Source organism: Streptomyces sp. NPDC029044, from assembly GCF_040637495.1.
Classification (GTDB): domain Bacteria; phylum Actinomycetota; class Actinomycetes; order Streptomycetales; family Streptomycetaceae; genus Streptomyces.
Genome location: NZ_JBEZWN010000001.1, coordinates 324,327 through 342,660, shown reverse-complemented (window position 1 = coordinate 342,660; position 18,334 = coordinate 324,327). Strand labels below are relative to the sequence as shown.

At 72.4% G+C, this 18,334-nt stretch carries 14 protein-coding genes; 13 read left to right on the top strand and 1 reads right to left on the bottom strand.

Features of this window, described 5'->3' with window-relative positions:
* The first annotated feature begins 71 nt into the window (after nucleotides 1-71).
* From AB0E85_RS01605 to AB0E85_RS01560, 10 genes are all read left to right on the top strand, one after another.
* Complete coding sequence (locus tag AB0E85_RS01605) at nucleotides 72-1,415, top strand: sugar ABC transporter substrate-binding protein (RefSeq protein ID WP_361921314.1); 1,344 nt, start codon at nucleotides 72-74, stop codon at nucleotides 1,413-1,415.
* Between the two features lie 101 nt (nucleotides 1,416-1,516).
* Nucleotides 1,517-2,509 carry a sugar ABC transporter permease gene (locus AB0E85_RS01600; RefSeq protein WP_361921312.1) on the top strand — a complete coding sequence of 331 codons (993 nt, stop codon included), beginning with the start codon at nucleotides 1,517-1,519 and terminating at the stop codon, nucleotides 2,507-2,509.
* A gap of 7 nt (nucleotides 2,510-2,516) precedes the next feature.
* Nucleotides 2,517-3,359, top strand: coding sequence for a carbohydrate ABC transporter permease (locus AB0E85_RS01595; protein WP_361921310.1), 843 nt, complete (start codon nucleotides 2,517-2,519; stop codon nucleotides 3,357-3,359).
* A gap of 55 nt (nucleotides 3,360-3,414) precedes the next feature.
* On the top strand, nucleotides 3,415-6,318 hold the full coding sequence (locus AB0E85_RS01590; protein WP_361921308.1) for an FAD-binding and (Fe-S)-binding domain-containing protein: 2,904 nt from the start codon (nucleotides 3,415-3,417) through the stop codon (nucleotides 6,316-6,318).
* Nucleotides 6,319-6,438: 120 nt separating this feature from the next.
* Entirely contained in the window at nucleotides 6,439-7,575 is a 1,137-nt protein-coding gene (locus AB0E85_RS01585) for a peptidoglycan bridge formation glycyltransferase FemA/FemB family protein (RefSeq protein ID WP_361921306.1), read from the top strand.
* A 162-nt stretch (nucleotides 7,576-7,737) separates the two neighbouring features.
* Nucleotides 7,738-8,703, top strand: coding sequence for an EamA family transporter (locus tag AB0E85_RS01580; RefSeq protein WP_361921304.1), 966 nt, complete (start codon nucleotides 7,738-7,740; stop codon nucleotides 8,701-8,703).
* A 67-nt stretch (nucleotides 8,704-8,770) separates the two neighbouring features.
* Nucleotides 8,771-9,373, top strand: coding sequence for a DinB family protein (locus AB0E85_RS01575; protein ID WP_361921302.1), 603 nt, complete (start codon nucleotides 8,771-8,773; stop codon nucleotides 9,371-9,373).
* A 263-nt stretch (nucleotides 9,374-9,636) separates the two neighbouring features.
* On the top strand, nucleotides 9,637-10,431 hold the full coding sequence (locus tag AB0E85_RS01570; RefSeq protein ID WP_361921300.1) for a TIGR03084 family metal-binding protein: 795 nt from the start codon (nucleotides 9,637-9,639) through the stop codon (nucleotides 10,429-10,431).
* A 31-nt stretch (nucleotides 10,432-10,462) separates the two neighbouring features.
* A complete protein-coding gene (locus AB0E85_RS01565) occupies nucleotides 10,463-12,133 on the top strand; it encodes an acyclic terpene utilization AtuA family protein (protein WP_361921298.1) in 1,671 nt (556 codons plus the stop codon).
* Entirely contained in the window at nucleotides 12,130-13,728 is a 1,599-nt protein-coding gene (locus AB0E85_RS01560) for a carboxyl transferase domain-containing protein (RefSeq protein WP_361921296.1), read from the top strand. The genes AB0E85_RS01565 and AB0E85_RS01560 overlap by 4 nt, the downstream gene beginning before the upstream one ends.
* A 48-nt stretch (nucleotides 13,729-13,776) precedes the next feature.
* Here AB0E85_RS01560 and AB0E85_RS01555 read toward each other — a convergent pair whose 3' ends face one another.
* Nucleotides 13,777-15,003 (bottom strand): transposase, encoded by a 1,227-nt coding sequence (locus AB0E85_RS01555; RefSeq protein WP_361921294.1) that lies wholly within the window; start codon nucleotides 15,001-15,003, stop codon nucleotides 13,777-13,779.
* A 28-nt stretch (nucleotides 15,004-15,031) separates the two neighbouring features.
* Between AB0E85_RS01555 and AB0E85_RS01550 the strand changes: the two genes are divergently transcribed.
* From AB0E85_RS01550 to AB0E85_RS01540, 3 genes are all read left to right on the top strand, one after another.
* Nucleotides 15,032-15,193, top strand: coding sequence for an Arc family DNA-binding protein (locus AB0E85_RS01550; RefSeq protein WP_361921292.1), 162 nt, complete (start codon nucleotides 15,032-15,034; stop codon nucleotides 15,191-15,193).
* An 84-nt stretch (nucleotides 15,194-15,277) separates the two neighbouring features.
* Complete coding sequence (locus tag AB0E85_RS01545) at nucleotides 15,278-17,122, top strand: biotin carboxylase N-terminal domain-containing protein (protein WP_361921290.1); 1,845 nt, start codon at nucleotides 15,278-15,280, stop codon at nucleotides 17,120-17,122.
* A 57-nt stretch (nucleotides 17,123-17,179) separates the two neighbouring features.
* The gene (locus AB0E85_RS01540; protein WP_361921288.1) at nucleotides 17,180-18,301 is read left to right on the top strand and encodes an acyl-CoA dehydrogenase family protein; all 1,122 of its coding nucleotides are present in this window, start codon (nucleotides 17,180-17,182) and stop codon (nucleotides 18,299-18,301) included.
* The last annotated feature ends 33 nt before the right edge of the window (nucleotides 18,302-18,334 follow it).

The following is an 18,334-nucleotide window of genomic DNA, read 5'->3' as shown; positions in this document are numbered from 1 at the left end:
CACCCGTTTCTCCTCCCCCTGCTCCTCCCCACGCCCGCGCTCCCACCGCACACCCGCTCGGAGGCACCACCATGATCACCGGCCACGCAAAACACCGCCGTACGGGCCTGACGGCCCTCGCCCTGCTGCCCCTGGCCGCGCTGGCCGCCTGCGGCGGCGGGAGCGGCGGCAGCGACACCTCCGCCGAACAGGGCAGCGGCAAGGGCACCATCAGCGTCTGGGCCCACCAGGGCCAGGCGAGCGAGGCGACGGCGCTCCAGAACGCGGTGAAGTCCTTCAACTCCTCGCAGAGCGACGTCAAGGCCGAGCTGAAGCTCATACCGGAGAAGGACTACACCAAGACCATCACCGCCACCGACGCCTCCGAACTGCCGGACGTGCTGGAGTTCGACGGCCCGACGATGGCGAACTTCGTCTACAACAGCAAGCTCGCCCCCGTCGACGGCCACGTCTCCGCCAAGACCCTCGGCAACGCCACCGACGCGATCAAGGCGCAGGGCGAGATCGACGGCAAGCACTACGGCCTCGGCATGTTCGACGCAGGCCTCGGCATGTACGCCAACAAGAAGCTGCTGGACGCGGCCGGTGTGAAGTACCCGACGAGCTTGGACGACGCCTGGACGGCCGAGGAGTTCGGCAAGGCCCTCGACGCGCTGAAGGGCAAGGACTCCGACGGCAAGGTCCTCGACCTGTCGGAGCAGTACGGCCTGGCCTCCGAGTGGGGCACCTTCGGCTTCTCCCCGATCGTCTGGTCGGCCGGCGGCGGTCTGCTGAAGGACGGCAAGGCCGAGGGCGCCCTCGACAGCCCGAAGGCCGTCTCCGCGATGAAGACCTTCCAGTCCTGGAAGCCCTACGTCGACCCCAACACCGACGGCAACGCCTTCGCCCAGGGCAAGGTGGCGCTGAGCTGGGTCGGCCACTGGAACTACCCCGCCTACAGCAAGGCCCTCGGTGACGACCTCGCCGTGCTGCCGCTGCCGGACTTCGGCGACGGGCCCAAGACCGGGCAGGGTTCGTGGGCCTGGGGCATCGGCGCCGACAGCAAGAACGGCAAGGCCGCCGGCACCTTCCTGGACTACCTGCTGAACGACGCCAACGTCGGCGCGATGACGAAGGCCAACGGCGCGGTGCCCGCCACCAAGACCGCGCTGGCCAAGAGCGAGCTGTACAAGAAGGGCGGCCCGCTCCAGCTCTTCGCCGACCAGCTGGCCAAGCCCTGCGGCGACAGCGACATCACCTCCTCCTGTGTCGCCGTCACCCGCCCGGTGACCGCCGGGTACCCCACCGTCACCGCCAAGTTCAACACGGCCCTGAACTCGATCTACGGCGGCGCCGACCCCGAGGAAGCCCTGAAGAAGGCCGCCCGCGCCATCGACCGGGACTTCACCGACAACGCCGGCTACGAGATCCCGTAACCCGCAGGACGTATCGGCCCGGGCGGGCCGATGGGTGACAGGGCCGCGCGAAGACGCGGCCGTGTACCGACCGCGCCCGCCCCGCCCGGAAGGACCCTCCCGTGAAAACCGTGGAACCCGCGCACGCCGCGCCCCCTGGCCGGGCGCAGGCCGCCTCGTCCGCGCCCTCCGCGAAGCCCGCACGTCCCTCGCGCGGGAACCGTGACCTGCTGCACGGGCTGCTGATGTCCGCTCCGGCCGTCGGCGGGCTGATCGCCTTCGTCGGCATCCCGTTCGGCTACGCCGTCGTGCTCTCCTTCTACAACGTCCGCCTCGGCTCGCCGCTGGAGCCCGCCTTCTTCGGTGTGGAGCACTACCGGCGGCTGTTCACCGACCCCGACCTGTCCGGCCCGTTCCTGCGGGCGCTGCTGAACAACCTGACCTTCGCCGTGGTCGTCGTACCGCTCCAGACGGGGCTCGCGCTGGCGCTGGCGATCCTGCTCAACCGCAAGCTGAAGGCCATCGGCGTGTTCCGGTCCTTCTTCTTCATGCCGGTGGTCTTCCCGATGGCGCTGGTCGCCGTGATCTGGCGGCTGATCCTCGCCCGCAGCGAGCAGGGCATGCTCAACTCCGCGCTGGACGTGGTCACGTTCGGCAACTGGGGCGCCTTCGACTGGCTCGGCGACGGCCTCACCGCGATGGGCTCGATCATCGTGCTGTCGGTGTGGCAGGGCGTCGGCTTCCAGATGGTCATCCTGCTGGCCGGTCTCCAGCAGATCCCGGGCGAGCTCTACGAGGCCTCCGAGCTGGACCGGGCCTCGCGCTGGCAGCAGTTCCGGCACGTCACCCTGCCCGGCATCCGCGGCACCCTCGTCTTCGTCGCGATGCTGACCTCGGTGCTGTCCTTCCGGGTCTTCGACCAGGTGTACATCCTCATCCGCGGCGGCGGCCTCGACGAGGACGCCACCCGCACGGTCATGTACCAGGCCGTCACCACGGCCTTCGACCAGAACAACATCGGCCAGGCCTCGGCCGTGACGGTGGTGTTCTTCCTGATCGTCGTCGCCCTGACGATCGTCCAGCGCCGCGTCGTCCGGCCCGACAACGAGGACTGACTCCACCATGGCCATGGCCCGCACCCCCGTACGCCGCGTCCTCGACTACACCGTCCTGAGCGTCCTGGCGTTCGTCTTCGCCCTCCCCGCGCTCTACCTCTTCCTCGGTAGCCTCAAGCCGTCCGACCAGGTCCTGAACGGCCTGTCCGGCTTCCTGCCCACCCACCTCTCCTTCGACAACTACACAGCCGTCCTCGACAGCCTCAACTCCGACAGCACCGGCTACTTCTGGCAGTTCATGGGCGTGTCGGTGCTGCTGTCGTTCGTGGTGGTGACGGGTGGCCTGATCGTCAACTCGATGGCGGCCTACGGGCTGACCCGGCTGAAGTGGCGTGGGCAGAACGCGGTGTTCACCCTCGTCCTGCTGCTGATGCTGATCCCGTTCGAGTCGGTGGCGGTGCCGCTGTTCTACATGTTCAACGGCCAGCGCAACACCCTGTTCATCCAGGCGCTGCCGTTCGTCGCCAACGCCTTCGCGATCTACCAGTTCCACACGTTCTTCAAGAAGATCCCGCCGAGCATCGAGGAGGCGGCCCGGCTGGACGGCGCGGGGCCCTGGCGCACCTTCTTCGCGATCATCGTGCCGATGTCCCGCCCGGTGTTCGCCTCGGTCGCGATCCTCACCTTCCTGATCCAGTGGGGCTCCTTCCTGTGGCCGGTGCTGATGGTGTCCGACCCGTCCGTGCGCCCCCTGCCGCTGGAGATGAGCGTCTTCCAGGGCCAGCAGCCCCCGGACTGGGGCCAGATCCTCGCCTTCGGCGTGCTGCTGGTGCTGCCCGTGCTGATCGTCTTCGCGTTCTTCCAGCGCTGGTTCGTCGAGGGCGTGGCCAGCTCCGCCGTCAAGGGCTGAGCCACCCGGTGCGCCCCGGTCCGTCACTGTCAGTGGCCGGGTGCATGCTGGACGCATGACGGATGTCGGGGATCCGGCCGCCCTGGAGGCCGAGCTGCGCCGGGCGGTCCGGGGTGACGTGGGGTTCGACGTCACCTCCCGGGCACTGCTCACCATGGACGCCTCCAACTACCGGCGGGTGCCGCTGGGCGTGGTCGCTCCGCGTGACGCGGACGACGTGACGGCCGTGCTGGAGCTGTGCCGGGAGCGGGGGGTCCCGGTCGTCGCGAGAGGCGGTGGCACGTCGATCGCCGGGCAGGCGACGGGGACGGGCGTGGTGCTGGACTTCACCCGGCACATGAACCGGCTCGTGTCGCTGGACTCCGAGGGGCGCACGGCGGTCGTGCAGCCGGGGCTGGTGCTCGACCGGCTCCAGGAGTCCGCCGCCCCGTACGGTCTGCGGTTCGGGCCCGATCCGTCGACGCACAGCCGCTGCACGCTCGGCGGCATGATCGGCAACAACTCGTGCGGCTCGCACTCCGTGGCGTGGGGGACGACCGCGGACAGCGTGCGCGAGCTGGACGTCATAACCGCCCGGGGCGAGCGGCTGCGGCTCGGGCGGGACTGGGCCGGGGCCCCGGACGGGCTGCGCGCCCTGGCCGAAGGGGAACTGGCGCGCCTGCGCACCGGCTTCCCCGACCTGCCCCGCCGCATCTCCGGCTACGCCCTGGACGAGCTGTTGCCCGAGCGCGGTGCCGACGTCGCCCGCTCCTTCTGCGGTTCGGAGGGCACCCTCGGCGTGCTGACGGAGGCGGTCGTCCGCCTGGTCGAGGCACCCCGCGCGCGTGCGCTGGCCGTGCTGGGCTACGCCGACGAGAGCGCGGCGGCGGAGGCGGCGGCCGGCCTGCTGCCCCTCGGCCCGCTGACGGTGGAGGGCATGGCGGCGGACCTGGTGCCCCGACCGGAGGCGCTGCCGCGGGGCGGGGCCTGGCTGTTCGTGGAGACCGGCGGGGAGTCGGCGGGGGAGGCACGCGCGCGTGCGGAGGCGATCGTGCGGGCCGCCGACGTCCTGGACGCACTCGTGGTCACGGACCCCGCGGGGCAGCGCGCCCTGTGGCGGATCCGGGAGGACGCGAGCGGTACGGCGACCCGCATGCCCGACGGGACGGAGGCGTGGCCGGGCTGGGAGGACTGCGCGGTGCCGCCCGCCCGGCTGGGGGCGTACCTGCGGGACTTCCGGGCGCTGATGGCGGCGCACGGACTGCGCGGCACGCCGTACGGGCACTTCGGGGACGGCTGCATCCACGTCCGGATCGACTTCGACCTGCTCACGAAGGCCGGTGTCGCCCGTTTCCGCCGCTTCTCGGAGGAGCTCGCGGAGCTGGTGGTGGCGCACGGCGGGTCGCTGTCCGGGGAGCACGGGGACGGGCAGGCGCGGGCGGAGCTGCTGCCGAAGATGTACGGCCCGGAGATGGTCGGCCTGTTCGAGCGGATCAAGGGGGTGTGGGACCCGGACGACCTGCTCAACCCCGGGATGCTGGTGCGCCCCGCGCCGCTCGACAGCGGCCTGCGCTTCTCCGTCCTGCCCCGCGAACCGGTCGACGTGGCCTTCGGTTACCCCGCCGACGGCGGCGACTTCCCGGCGGCGGTGCGGCGCTGCGTGGGCGTCGCCAAGTGCCGTACGACGTCGGTGTCCGGCCCGGGCGTCATGTGCCCGTCCTTCCGCGCGACGGGCGAGGAGGAGCACTCCACGCGCGGGCGGGCCCGGCTGCTGCACGAGATGCTCGCCGGTGAGGTGGTCACGGACGGCTGGCGCTCGGCCGAGGTCCGGGACGCGCTGGACCTGTGCCTGTCCTGCAAGGGCTGCCGGTCGGACTGCCCGGTCGGGGTCGACATGGCCACGTACAAGGCGGAGTTCCTGCACCACCACTACGCCGGGCGGCGCCGGCCGGCCGCGCACCACTCGATGGGCCGGCTGCCGGTGTGGCTGCGGGCGGTGGCCCGCACGCGCACGGCGTGGCTGGTCAACGCCCTGTCCGCGGTACGGCCGGTCGCGTGGGCGGCGAAGCGGCTGGGCGGCATCGCGCCCGAGCGGGAGCTCCCGCGGGTGGCCCGGCGGACCTTCAGCCGGTGGTGGGAGGGGCGGCGGGATGAGAGGACCACCGGTGCCGGTGACCTCGTCATCCTGTGGCCCGACACCTTCACCGAGCACCTCTCCCCGGCCGTGGGGCAGGCAGCCGTACGGGTCCTGGAGGCGGCCGGGCTGCGGGTGGCGCTGCCGCCGACCGTGCACCTGGCGAAGCCGCCGGTGGGCGACGGCAGGACCGTCGCCCTCGATCCGGCGGCGCTGCTGCGGGGCCGGGGCCGGGTCTGCTGCGGGCTGACGTACGTGTCGACGGGGCAGCTGGACCGCGCCCGGGCCGTCATGCGCCGCACCCTCGACCTGATGGAGCCGGTGCTGGAGACCGGCGCGCCGGTCGTGGTCCTGGAGCCGAGCTGCGCCGCGGCCCTGCGCACGGACGTCCCCGAACTGCTGCACGACGACCCGCGCGCGGCCCGCCTCGCCGGGCGGGTGCTCACCTTCGCGGAGACGCTGGAGCGCCACGCCCCCGGCTGGAGACCGCCGCGCGTGGACCGCCCGGTGGCCGGCCAGACCCACTGCCACCAGCACGCGGTGCTCGGCGACGCCGCCGACCGCCGGCTGCGGGAAGCGGCCCGGCTCACCGGCGAACTGAGCGGCGGCTGCTGCGGTCTCGCGGGGAACTTCGGCTTCGAGAAGGGCCACTGGGAGGTGTCCGCCGCCTGCGCGGAGGAACAGCTCCTGCCGTCCGTACGGGACGCCCAGGACGGCACGGTCGTCCTGGCGGACGGTTTCTCCTGCCGCACCCAGCTTCAGCAGCTGGCGGGCGTACGGGGCAGGCACCTTGCGGAGGTGCTGGCCGAGGCGCTGGACGAGGACCCCGGACGCGACGGCTCGTGAGGCGTTCGGGCCACGGCGGGGCGGACCCGAGTGTCTGAACCGGGGGAGGGCCGAAGCCGCTCCTAGGCTCGCGGAACCAGTCACCGCCCCTCGGGGGCCGCTGCTCGAAGGAACCCGCGCATGAGCGTCCGCGTCCAGCCGATCACCCGTGACGAGCACCTCGCGTTCGTCAGGGCCCGCCCCTCCGCCAGCCACACCCAGGTCCCGTCCTGGGGCGAGGTGAAGCCCGACTGGAAGGCGGAGAGCCTCGGCTGGTTCGGCGGCGGCGGGCAGCTCGTCGGCGCGGGACTGGTGCTGCTGCGCCCCCTGCCCGGGCCGCGCCTGCCCGGGCTGCCGCGGTACCTGGCCTACCTCCCCGAGGGCCCGCTGATCGACTGGCACGAGCCCGGCCTCGAACGGCTGCTGGAGCCGATGCTCGCGCACCTGAGACGGCAGGGCGCCTTCGCGGTGCGGATGGGCCCGCCGGTCGTGGTGCGCCGCTGGAGCGCCGACGCGGTCAAGGCGGCGATCGCGCACCCGGCCGCCCGGCGGCTGCGCGACGTGCGCGCGACGTCGTACGAAGCGCGGGCCGGCCAGGTCGCGGACAGCCTACGCCGGATGGGCTGGCGGCAGTCCGAGGCGTCCGGTGAGGACGGCTTCGCCGCCGGGCAGCCCCGCTACGTCTTCCAGGTGCCCTTCGCCGGCCGGTCGCTGGACGACATCCACAACGGCCTGAACCAGCAGTGGCGCCGCAACATCAAGAAGGCGGAGAAGGCCGGGGTGAAGGTCGTGCGCGGCGACCTGGAGGACCTGCCGGCCTTCCACGAGCTGTACTGCGAGACCGCCGAGCGGGACCGCTTCGTCCCGCGCCCGCTGCCCTACTTCCAGCGCATGTGGAGCGCGCTCACCGCCGAACACCCGGACCGGATGCGGCTCTACCTCGCCTATCACGACGGTGAGGTGCTCGCCGCGGCCACGATGCTGACCGTCGGCGACCACGTCTGGTACTCCTACGGCGCCTCCACCGGCCGCCGCCGCGAGGTCCAGCCGAGCAGCGCCGTGCAGTGGCGCATGATGACCGACGCGCACGAACTCGGCGCCGCCGTCTACGACCTGCGCGGCATCACCGACACCCTGGAGGAGTCCAGCCACCTGCTGGGCCTGCTGCGCTTCAAGGTGGGCACCGGCGGTGAGGCCGTGGAGTACCTCGGCGAATGGGACTACCCGCTCAACCGGCTGCTGTACAAGGCGCTGAACCTGTACCTCGCCCGACGCTGAACGTCTCACAGCCCGAGACAGAGGCAAAAGGGGTTCACGCACCTGACGGAGTCCATTACCCTGGACTGTGCAGTGCACCGTGCTGTACGTAGCGTGTGCTCCGGTGTACGCACCGCACACCCGCTGCACCCCTGACACCGATTCCGAGCACAGGACCCGCCCGTGACCACGCCGGAGACCGCCACCTCCCCCTCGTCCACGACCGCCGCCGGTGCCGCCACCGCGCCGGCCTCCGGCCCGGGCCGGCTCGGCTCCCTCGGGCCCGTGGGCCTGGTGCTCGCGGGCGGGATCTCCGTGCAGTTCGGCGGCGCCCTGGCGGTCACGCTGATGCCGAGGGCGGGGGCCCTCGGCGTCGTGGCGCTGCGCCTGCTGGTCGCGGCCGTCGTACTGCTCCTGGTCTGCCGCCCGCGGCTGCGCGGCCACTCGCGCACCGACTGGGGCACCGTCGTCGTCTTCGGCATCACCATGGCCGCCATGAACGGCCTCTTCTACCAGGCCGTCGCCCGCATCCCGCTGGGCCCCGCGGTCACGCTGGAGGTCCTCGGCCCGCTCGCCCTGTCGGTCTTCGCCTCCCGCCGCGCGATCAATTTCGTCTGGGCCGCACTGGCCCTCGCCGGTGTCTTCCTCCTGGGCGGGGGCGGCTTCAGCGGCCTCGACCCCACTGGAGCGGCCTTCGCCCTGGGGGCCGGCGCCATGTGGGCGGCCTACATCGTCTTCAGCGCCCGTACGGGCCGCCGCTTCCCGCAGGCGGACGGGCTGGCGCTGGCCATGGCGGTGGGAGCGGTGCTGTTCCTGCCCCTGGGCATCGCCGAGTCGGGGACGAAGCTGCTCGACCCGGTGACGCTGGGCCTGGGCGCGGCGGTGGCCCTGCTCTCCTCGGTGCTGCCCTACACGCTCGAACTCCTCGCCCTGCGCCGCCTGCCGGCCTCCACTTTCGCGATCCTGATGAGCCTGGAACCGGCCATCGCCGCGACGGCCGGCTTCCTCATCCTCGACCAGGCCCTCAGCGCCGCCGAGGCCGCCGCGATCGCCCTCGTCGTCGCGGCGAGCATGGGCGCGGTGCGCACCCAGGTGGGCGGCGGACGCAGGAAGCGGGCGGCGCTGGAGAGCGCGGGCCTGGAGGGCTGAGCCGCCCCGCGCGGGGAGCGGGGGCTCGTCCGGCCCGGTTGTCGGTGCCCGGTGCCACACTGCCCGCATGACCACACCGGACCCGAAGGCCGATCTCCTCCGCTACCTCCAAGACGGGCGTGACGCCCTGCTGTGGAAGCTCGACGGGCTCTCCGAGTACGACATCCGCCGCCCCCTGACGCCGACCGGCACCAATCTGCTCGGGCTGGTCAAGCACACCGCCGGGGTGGAGCTGGGCTACTTCGGCGACACCTTCGGCCGGCCTTTCTTCGACGAGAACCCGCCGGCGTGGTGGTACACGCGGGACGCCGAACCCAACGCCGACATGTGGGCCACCCCGGACGAGTCGCGCGAGGACATCGCGGGACTGTACCGCCGGGCCTGGGAGCACGCGGACGCCACGATCACGGCCCTGCCGCTGGACGCGACCGGTCACGTCCCCTGGTGGCCCGAAGAGCGGCGGGAGACCACCCTGCACCACATCCTCGTGCGGGTGATCGCCGACACCAGCCGTCACGCCGGTCACGCCGACATCGTCCGCGAACTCATCGACGGCGCGGTCGGCCTGACGCCGGGCAAGGCCAACATGCCCCCGGGCGACCGGGCCGGGCGGGAGGCCCACCGGCGCAGGCTGGAGGAGGCGGCGAGAGAAGCGGGCGCGGCCGGCTGAGCGCCGAGGTGCCGGGCGGTCGCACGTGTGAGCCGAGGGGCCGCAGGGTCCCGCCCGCCCCGCGCTTGGGCCGCAGGTCCCCCCCCCCCGCCCCGCGCTTGGGCCGCAGGTCCCGCCCGCCCCGCGACGCCCGGCACGCTCCACCGACCTCCCGCCCGCCGCAACAATTCATGCAAGCACGCTTGATTGTTTCCGGCGCCGCTGCCATGCTCCTCAGCACGCCGCACCACCCCGCACACCGCCGTGCCCCGAGGGGAGCGCCCGTGTCCGATCCGACCTCCGTGATCGACGATCTGCGCGAGGAGAGCGAGGAACTCGACCGCCTCGTGGCCGGGCTGTCCCCGCCGCGCTGGTCGCTCGCCACGCCCGCGCCCGGCTGGACCGTGGCCCACCAGATCGCCCACCTCGCCTGGACGGACCGCTCGGCCCTGCTCGCCGTCACGGACGCCGACGGCTTCCACGCACTGGTCGAGAAGGCCCTCGCCGCGCCCGGCTCCTTCGTCGACGAGGGCGCCGAAGAAGGCGCGGGAACCCCGCCCGGCGAGCTGCTCGCCCGGTGGCGCGGCGGCCGTACGGCACTGGAGGAGGCCCTGCGGGCGGCCCCGCCCGGCGCGCGCTTCCCCTGGTACGGCCCGCCCATGTCGGCCGCCTCCATGGCGACGGCCCGGCTCATGGAGACCTGGGCCCACGGGCAGGACGTGGCCGACGCCCTGGGTGTGGTGCGCCCACCCACCGACCGGCTGCGGCATGTGGCATGGCTCGGGGTGCGGACCCGGGACTTCGCCTACGGCGTGCACGGCCTCACCCCGCCCGCCGACCCCTTCCGCGTCGAACTGCGCGCTCCCTCCGGCGACCTGTGGACGTACGGCCCCGAGGACGCCGCGCAGCGCGTCACCGGACCCGCCCTCGACTTCTGCCTCCTGGTCACCCGGCGCGCCCACCGCACCGACCTCGCCCTGCACGCCGAGGGCCCCGATACCGACCGCTGGCTCGGCATCGCGCAGGCCTTCGCGGGACCGCCCGGCCGTGGACGCACGCCGAAGGAGGCCGGCTCGTGACGCCCGGGCGCGGCGGCGAGAAGGCGGCCCCGTGACGACCCTCCGCATAGGCAACGCCTCCGGCTTCTACGGCGACCGGTTCGACGCGATGCGCGAGATGCTCACCGGCGGCGAACTCGACGTCCTCACCGGTGACTACCTCGCCGAGCTGACCATGCTCATCCTCGGCCGCGACCGCCTCAAGGACCCGGCCGCCGGATACGCCCGCACGTTCCTGCGGCAGTTGGAGGACTGCCTGGGCCTCGCGCACGAACGGGGCGTCAGGATCGTCACCAACGCGGGCGGGCTCAACCCCGCCGGACTCGCCGACGCCGTACGGCGGTTGGCCGGCCGGCTGGGCATCCCCGTGCGCGTCGCCCATGTGACGGGCGACGACCTCACCGCCGCCTACCCCGGCACCCTCGCCGCCCACGCCTACCTCGGCGGCTTCGGCATCGCGCAGTGCCTGCGGGCGGGCGCCGACGTCGTCGTCACCGGGCGCGTGACGGACGCCGCCCTCGTCACCGGCCCGGCCGCCGCCCACTTCGGGTGGAGCGAGACGGACCATGACCGGCTCGCGGGCGCCGTAGTCGCCGGGCACGTCCTGGAGTGCGGCGCGCAGGCCACCGGCGGCAACTACGCCTTCTTCCGGGACGGCGACGTCCGCCGCCCCGGCTTCCCGCTCGCCGAGCTGCACGAGGACGGCGGCTGCGTCATCACCAAGCACCCCGGCACCGGCGGCTTCGTCGACACCGGCACGGTCACCGCGCAGCTGCTGTACGAGACGGCCGGTGCCCGGTACGCGGGCCCCGACGTCACCGCCCGGCTGGACACCGTACGGCTGAGCCAGGACGGGCCCGACCGGGTGCGGATCGAGGGCGTGCGCGGAGAGGCACCGCCGCCCACCCTCAAGGTCGGGCTCAACCGGCTCGGCGGCTTCCGCAACGAGGTCGTCTTCGTGCTCACCGGCCTCGACATCGAGGCCAAGGCCGCCCTGGTACGGGACCAGATGGAACCCGCCCTCGGCAAGGTCGCCGACGTGCGCTGGGAACTCGCCCGCACCGACCGCGCCGACGCCCCGAGCGAGGAGACGGCGAGCGCGCTGCTGCGGCTCGTCGTGCGGGACCCCGACCAGGAGGTCGTCGGGCGGGCGTTGAGCGGCGCGGCCGTGGAACTGGCGCTGGCCAGTTACCCCGGCTTCCATGTGCTGGCACCACCAGGCAAGGGCTCGCCCTATGGGGTCTTCGAGGACGTGTACGTCCCCCATGGTGCGGTCGACCATGTGGCGGTCCTCTATGACGGAGACCGGGTTGCGGTGCCGCCGCCCCACGACACCCGCGTACTCGACGAAGTCCCGGAGCCTCCGCTCCCCGAGCCGCTGGCGCCCGGGCCGGTCACCAGGGCGCCCCTCGGCCTCGTCGCGGGCGCCCGCAGCGGGGACAAGGGCGGCAACGCCAACGTCGGGGTGTGGGCCCGCACGGACGCCGCCTGGCGGTGGCTCGCGCACGAGCTGACCGTCGACCGGTTCCGGGAGCTGATCCCCGAGAGCCGCGAACTGACCGTCGTACGGCACGCGCTGCCGAACCTGCGCGCCCTCAACTTCGTCGTCGAGGGGATCCTCGGCGCCGGCGTCGCCGCGCAGCACCGCTTCGACCCGCAGGCCAAGGCCCTCGGCGAATGGCTGCGCTCCCGCCACCTGGACCTGCCGGAGGCCCTCCTGTGACCGTTCTGACCTCCGCCCTGGACCCGAACGACCCGGAGCACCGGGCCCATCGCGAGGCCATGCTCGCCAAGCTCGCCGAACTCGACGCCGAGCACGCCAAGGCCCTCGCGGGCGGCGGCGAGAAGTACATCGCCCGGCACCGAAAGCGCGGCAAGCTCCTCGCCCGCGAGCGCATCGAGCTGCTCCTCGACCCGGACACGCCGTTCCTGGAGCTGTCGCCGCTGGCCGCCTGGGGCAGTGAGTACACCGTCGGCGCGTCCCTCGTCACCGGCATCGGGGTCGTCGAGGGTGTGGAATGCCTGATCACCGCCAACGACCCGACCGTGCGCGGCGGCGCCAGCAACCCCTGGTCGCTGAGGAAGGCGCTGCGCGCCAACGACATCGCGCTCGCCAACCGGCTGCCCTGCATCAGCCTGGTGGAGTCCGGCGGAGCCGATCTGCCGTCGCAGAAGGAGATCTTCATCCCCGGCGGTGCCATCTTCCGCGACCTCACCCGGCTGTCGGCCGCCGGCATCCCGACCGTCGCGGTCGTCTTCGGCAACTCCACCGCCGGCGGCGCCTACATCCCCGGCATGTCCGACCACGTGATCATGGTCAAGGAGCGGGCGAAGGTGTTCCTCGGCGGCCCGCCGCTGGTGAAGATGGCGACCGGGGAGGAGAGCGACGACGAGTCCCTGGGTGGTGCCGAGATGCACGCCCGCGTCTCCGGCCTCGCCGACCACTTCGCCGTCGACGAGCAGGACGCGCTCCGGCAGGCCCGGCGCGTCGTCGCCCGCCTCAACCACCGCAAGGCGTACGGGGACCCCGGTCCCGCCGAGCCGCCCAAGTACGACGCGGAGGAGCTGCTGGGCATCGTCCCCGGCGACCTGAAGAGCCCCTTCGACCCGCGCGAGGTCATCGCCCGGATCGTCGACGCCTCCGACTTCGACGAGTTCAAGCCGCTGTACGGGACGAGCCTGGCCACCGGCTGGGCCACGCTCCACGGCTATCCCGTGGGTGTCCTGGCGAACGCCCGGGGCGTGCTGTTCAGCGAGGAGTCCCAGAAGGCCGCCCAGTTCATCCAGCTCGCCAACCAGCGCGACATCCCCCTGCTGTTCCTGCACAACACCACCGGCTACATGGTCGGCAAGGAGTACGAACAGGGCGGCATCATCAAGCACGGCGCGATGATGATCAACGCCGTCGGCAACTCGAAGGTCCCGCACCTGTCGGTGCTGCTGGGCGCCTCCTACGGGGCCGGCCACTACGGCATGTGCGGCCGCGCCTACGACCCCCGCTTCCTGTTCGCCTGGCCCAGCGCCAAGTCGGCCGTCATGGGCCCGCAGCAGCTCGCGGGCGTGCTGTCGATCGTCGCCCGCCAGTCCGCCGCCGCCAAGGGCCAGCCCTACGACCAGGAGGCGGACGCCGCGCTGCGCGCCATGGTCGAGCAGCAGATCGAGTCCGAGTCGCTGCCCATGTTCCTGTCGGGACGGCTCTACGACGACGGCGTCATCGACCCGCGCGACACCCGCACCGTCCTCGGCCTGTGCCTGTCCGCGATCCACACGGCCCCCTACGAGGGCGCGCGCGGCGGCTTCGGCGTCTTCCGGATGTGAGGAACCTTCATTGACTCCTCCCCCTCCTGAAGGAGGGGGATTCCTGGCTCAGGCTGCCTCCGGGAGCAGCGCTCCCGGGGGTCCTACGCCCTCAGCACCAGCCGGGTTGAGACCAGCCCGGACCAGCATCACGCGCGCGGAGTTCTTGTCCCGAGAGGATACGGCTCCGCACGCGGTGCAGGTGTAGGTACGTTCCGAAAGAGGAAGTGCGTGCTTGGTTCTCGCTCCGCAGAACGCGCAGTCCATGGTGGTGTGCGCGGGAAGCACGAGGCGGACGTCCCGCCCGTGCTTGCGGCCCATCTCGATCAGGGCAGTCTTGGTGGCGCCGATGGCCGCGTCGGCGGCTTTGCGGGCCATGGTGGTCTTCGCGAGGAACTTCGGCCGGAAGTCCTCGACGGCGATGGCGTCGTGGTCGCGGACGACGCGCTTGGCCCACTTGCGGGCGGTGTCCTGCCGCTGCCGGGCGACCTTCTTGTGCAGCTTCGCGGCCTGCGCGTGAGCTTGCCGGTAGCCCTTGGATGCGGCGTGCCCGCGCGCGGGCTTACGACGGGCCATCATCCGCTGGTAGCGGGCGAGCTTCTGCCCGGCAGTCTTCCCGTGCTGGGCGTGCGGCAGGTCGTGCGCGTCGGATGTGGTGGTGGCGGTCTCCTTGACGCCCCAGTCCACGCCGAGCACACGGCCGGTCTCGGGGAGCGGCTGGACCTCGGCGGCGGCGACGAACGACGCGTACCAGTGCCCGAGACTGTCTTGGTACACACGCACCGAGGACGGCACGGACGGCAGATCCCGCGACCACACCACTGTCAGCACGATCCCGCCCGCGAGGTGCAGACGGCCATCCTTCAAGCGGAAGCCCCGGACGGTGTAGTTCAGCGTCGGCAGCGCCTCGCGCTTCTTCTTCATCCTGGGCATGCCCGCGCGCTGCCGGATCGGCAGGCGCTTGTCGATGTCCTTCAGTGCCTTGGAACGGGCCGTGCCAAAGTCCCGGATGGTCTGCTGCTGCGGCACCGAGGCGCCTTCGCGGAGCCACGGGAGTTTGGCGCGGGCCTCGGTCAGCATCTTGTCGAGCTGGGCCGGGCCACACGTCAGCTTGTCGTCCGGGTGCGCGCGGTTGTGGGCGTGTATGTGCCGGGACTTGGCAACGCATTCATTCCAGATCCAGCGGCAGCGGTCCCACTCGGCGAGCAGCGCGGTGCGGGCCGTGGACGACACGCGGAGCCGGTAGGTGTACCGGGCGTGCCCCGTACCTTCCACCGCCATCTGTCGTGTCGTCATGACACCACTGTACCACTACACTTGGAGTATGGATCATGAAGAAGTACGCATCACGCTCCGCTTGCCCGCCGACCTTCACGCATGGCTGGTCTCCGAGGCCAAGCGCGCCCGCAGGTCCCTCAACTCCGAGATCCTGCACCGGCTTGAGGTCGGTCGCGGCGACGTCCCGCCAGACGACCAATCGCCCTGACGGCGATTGCTCTTTCCTTGCCCTGCTCCGCAGGAGTCCGATTCCTCCCCGGCCTGAAGGCCGGGGCATCCTCGGAGGTGCCCGGTGATGACTTCTGTGCTGGTCGCCAACCGGGGCGAGATCGCCTGCCGCGTCTTCCGCACCTGCCACGACCTGGGCATCCGTACCGTCGCCGTGCACTCGGACGCCGACGCCGGCGCCCTCCACGCGCGCGTGGCCGACGTGAGCGTACGACTCCCGGGGTCGGCGCCCGCCGAGACCTACCTGCGCGGAAACCTGATCGTGAAGGCCGCCGTCGCCGCCGGGGCGGACGCCGTGCACCCCGGCTACGGCTTCCTCTCCGAGAACGCCGCCTTCGCCCGGGCCGTCCAGGACGCGGGCCTGATCTGGATCGGCCCGCCCCCCGAGGCGATCGAGGCGATGGCGTCCAAGACCCGCGCCAAGCAGCTCATGGGCATCCAGCCCCTCACCGAGGTCACCGAGACCCACCTGCCCGTGCTGGTCAAGGCGGCGGCGGGCGGCGGCGGCCGCGGCATGCGCGTCGTACGGCACTTGGCGGACCTGGACGCCGAACTGGCCGCCGCCCGCGCCGAAGCGGCGAGTGCCTTCGGCGACGGCGAGGTCTTCGTCGAGCCGTACGTGGTCGACGGCCGCCACGTCGAAGTGCAGATCCTCGCCGACACCCACGGCACCGTGTGGGCGCTCGGCACCCGCGACTGCTCCCTCCAGCGCCGCCACCAGAAGGTGATCGAGGAGGCACCGGCGCCCGGACTGTCCGCCGCGCTCCACGAGGAGCTTCGCGCCCTCGCCGTACGGGCCGCCCGCGCGGTGGGGTACGTCGGCGCCGGAACCGTGGAGTTCCTCGTCGCGGGCGAGAGGGCGCACTTCCTGGAGATGAACACCCGCCTCCAGGTCGAACACCCCGTGACGGAGGCGGTGTTCGGGGTCGATCTCGTCGCCGAGCAGCTCCGCGTCGCCGAGGGCCACGCCCTCGCGGACGAACCCCCACGCGCGCGGGGACACGCCGTCGAGGCCCGCCTCTACGCCGAGGACCCGGCCAGGGACTGGGCACCGCAGGCCGGCCGACTTCACCGCCTCACCGTCCCCGGCGCCGTACGCCTGGACACCGGCTACACCGACGGCGACGACATCGGCGTCCACTATGACCCCATGCTCGCCAAGATCGTCGCCCACGCCCCCACCCGCGCCGAGGCGATCCGCAAGCTGGCCGCCGCCCTGGACCGCGCGGTGATCCACGGCCCCGTCACCAACCGCGACCTCCTGGTCCGCTCCCTGCGGCACCCCGAGTTCACCGCCGCCCGCATGGACACCGGCTTCTACGACCGCCACCTGCCGGAGCTGACCGAGCCCACTCCCGACCCGCACGCCCCCCTGGCCGCCGCCCTCGCCGACGCCCACGGCCGCTCCCGCTTCGGCGGCTGGCGCAACGTCCCCTCCCAGCCGCAGACCAAGCGGTACCTGATGGCGGACGAGGAGCACGAGGCCCGCTACCGGCACGGCCGCGGGGGCCTGGAGGCGGACGGGGTGCGGGTGGTGCACGCCGACACGGGCCTGGTCGTACTCGAAGTGGACGGGGTGGAGCGCACGTACGAGGTCTCCCGCTACGGAGACCGGGTCCACGTCAACACCACCGCCCTGACCGCCCTGCCCCGCTTCCCCGACCCCACCACCCAGCACGCCCCCGGCTCCCTCCTGGCCCCCATGCCGGGCACGGTCGTCCGCGTCGCGGAGAACCTGACCGAGGGAACGGCGGTGGAAGCCGGACAGCCCCTCCTCTGGCTGGAGGCCATGAAGATGCAGCACAAGATCACGGCCCCGGTGACGGGAACGCTGACCGGGCTGCACGCCGTACCCGGACAACAGGTAGACCCGGGCGCGCTCCTGGCGGTGGTGAAGGAGACCCCTTAGGGGCGCGGGGAACTGCGCGACAAGCCACCACGAACCCGCACCCGAAGGAGGACCCCCATGGAAACCGAAGACCACAAGGCCCTACGAGAAGCCGTCTCCGCCTTCGGCAAACGCCACGGCCAGGACACCGACAACACCCAACTCTGGCTGGACGCGGCCAAGCTCGGCTACATCGGCGTCAACCTGCCGGAGGCATACGGCGGTGGCGGCGCCGGCATCTCCGAACTCTCCCTCGTCCTCGAAGAACTCGGCGCCGCGGGCAACCCCCTGCTGATGATGATCGTCTCCCCGGCCATCTGCGGCACCGTGATCGCCCGCTTCGGCACAGACGCACAAAAGGAAGCCTGGCTCCCGGGCCTGGCAGACGGCACCCGCCGGATGGCCTTCGGCATCACCGAACCCGACGCCGGCTCCAACAGCCACCGCATCACCACCACGGCACGCAGGGACGGCACCGACTGGCTCCTCACCGGCCGCAAGGTCTTCATCTCCGGCGTGGACATCGCCGACGCGACCCTCGTCGTCGGCCGCACCGAGGACGCCCGCACCGGCCGCCTCAAGCCCTGCCTCTTCATCGTCCCGCGCGACACCCCCGGCTTCACCCGCCGCCCCATCGACATGGAACTGAACGCCGCCGAGAAGCAGTTCGAACTGGTCCTGGACGACGTACGGCTGCCGGCCGACGCCCTGGTCGGCGACGAGGACGCGGGCCTGCTCCAGCTCTTCGCCGGCCTCAACCCCGAACGCGTCATGACGGCCGCCTTCGCCATCGGCATGGGCCGCCACGCCCTCGCCAAGGCCATCGAGTACGCCCGCGACCGCACCGTCTGGAACGCCCCCATCGGCGCCCACCAGGCCATCGCCCACCCGCTGGCCGCGGCCCACATCGACCTCGAACTCGCCCGCCTGATGATGCAGAAGGCCGCCGCCCTCTACGACGCGGGCGACGACATGGGCGCCGGAGAGGCCGCCAACATGGCCAAGTACGCCGCCGCGGAAGCCTGCGTGAAGGCCGTCGACCAGGCCGTGCACACCCTCGGCGGCAACGGCCTCACCCGCGAGTACGGCCTGGCCCGGCTGATAACGGCCGCGCGCGTGGCTCGTATTGCGCCGGTGAGCCGGGAGATGATTCTCAACTACGTCTCCCACCAGACCCTGGGCCTGCCCAAGTCGTACTGAGGACCCTGAGACGGCCCGCGCCGCGAGGAGGAA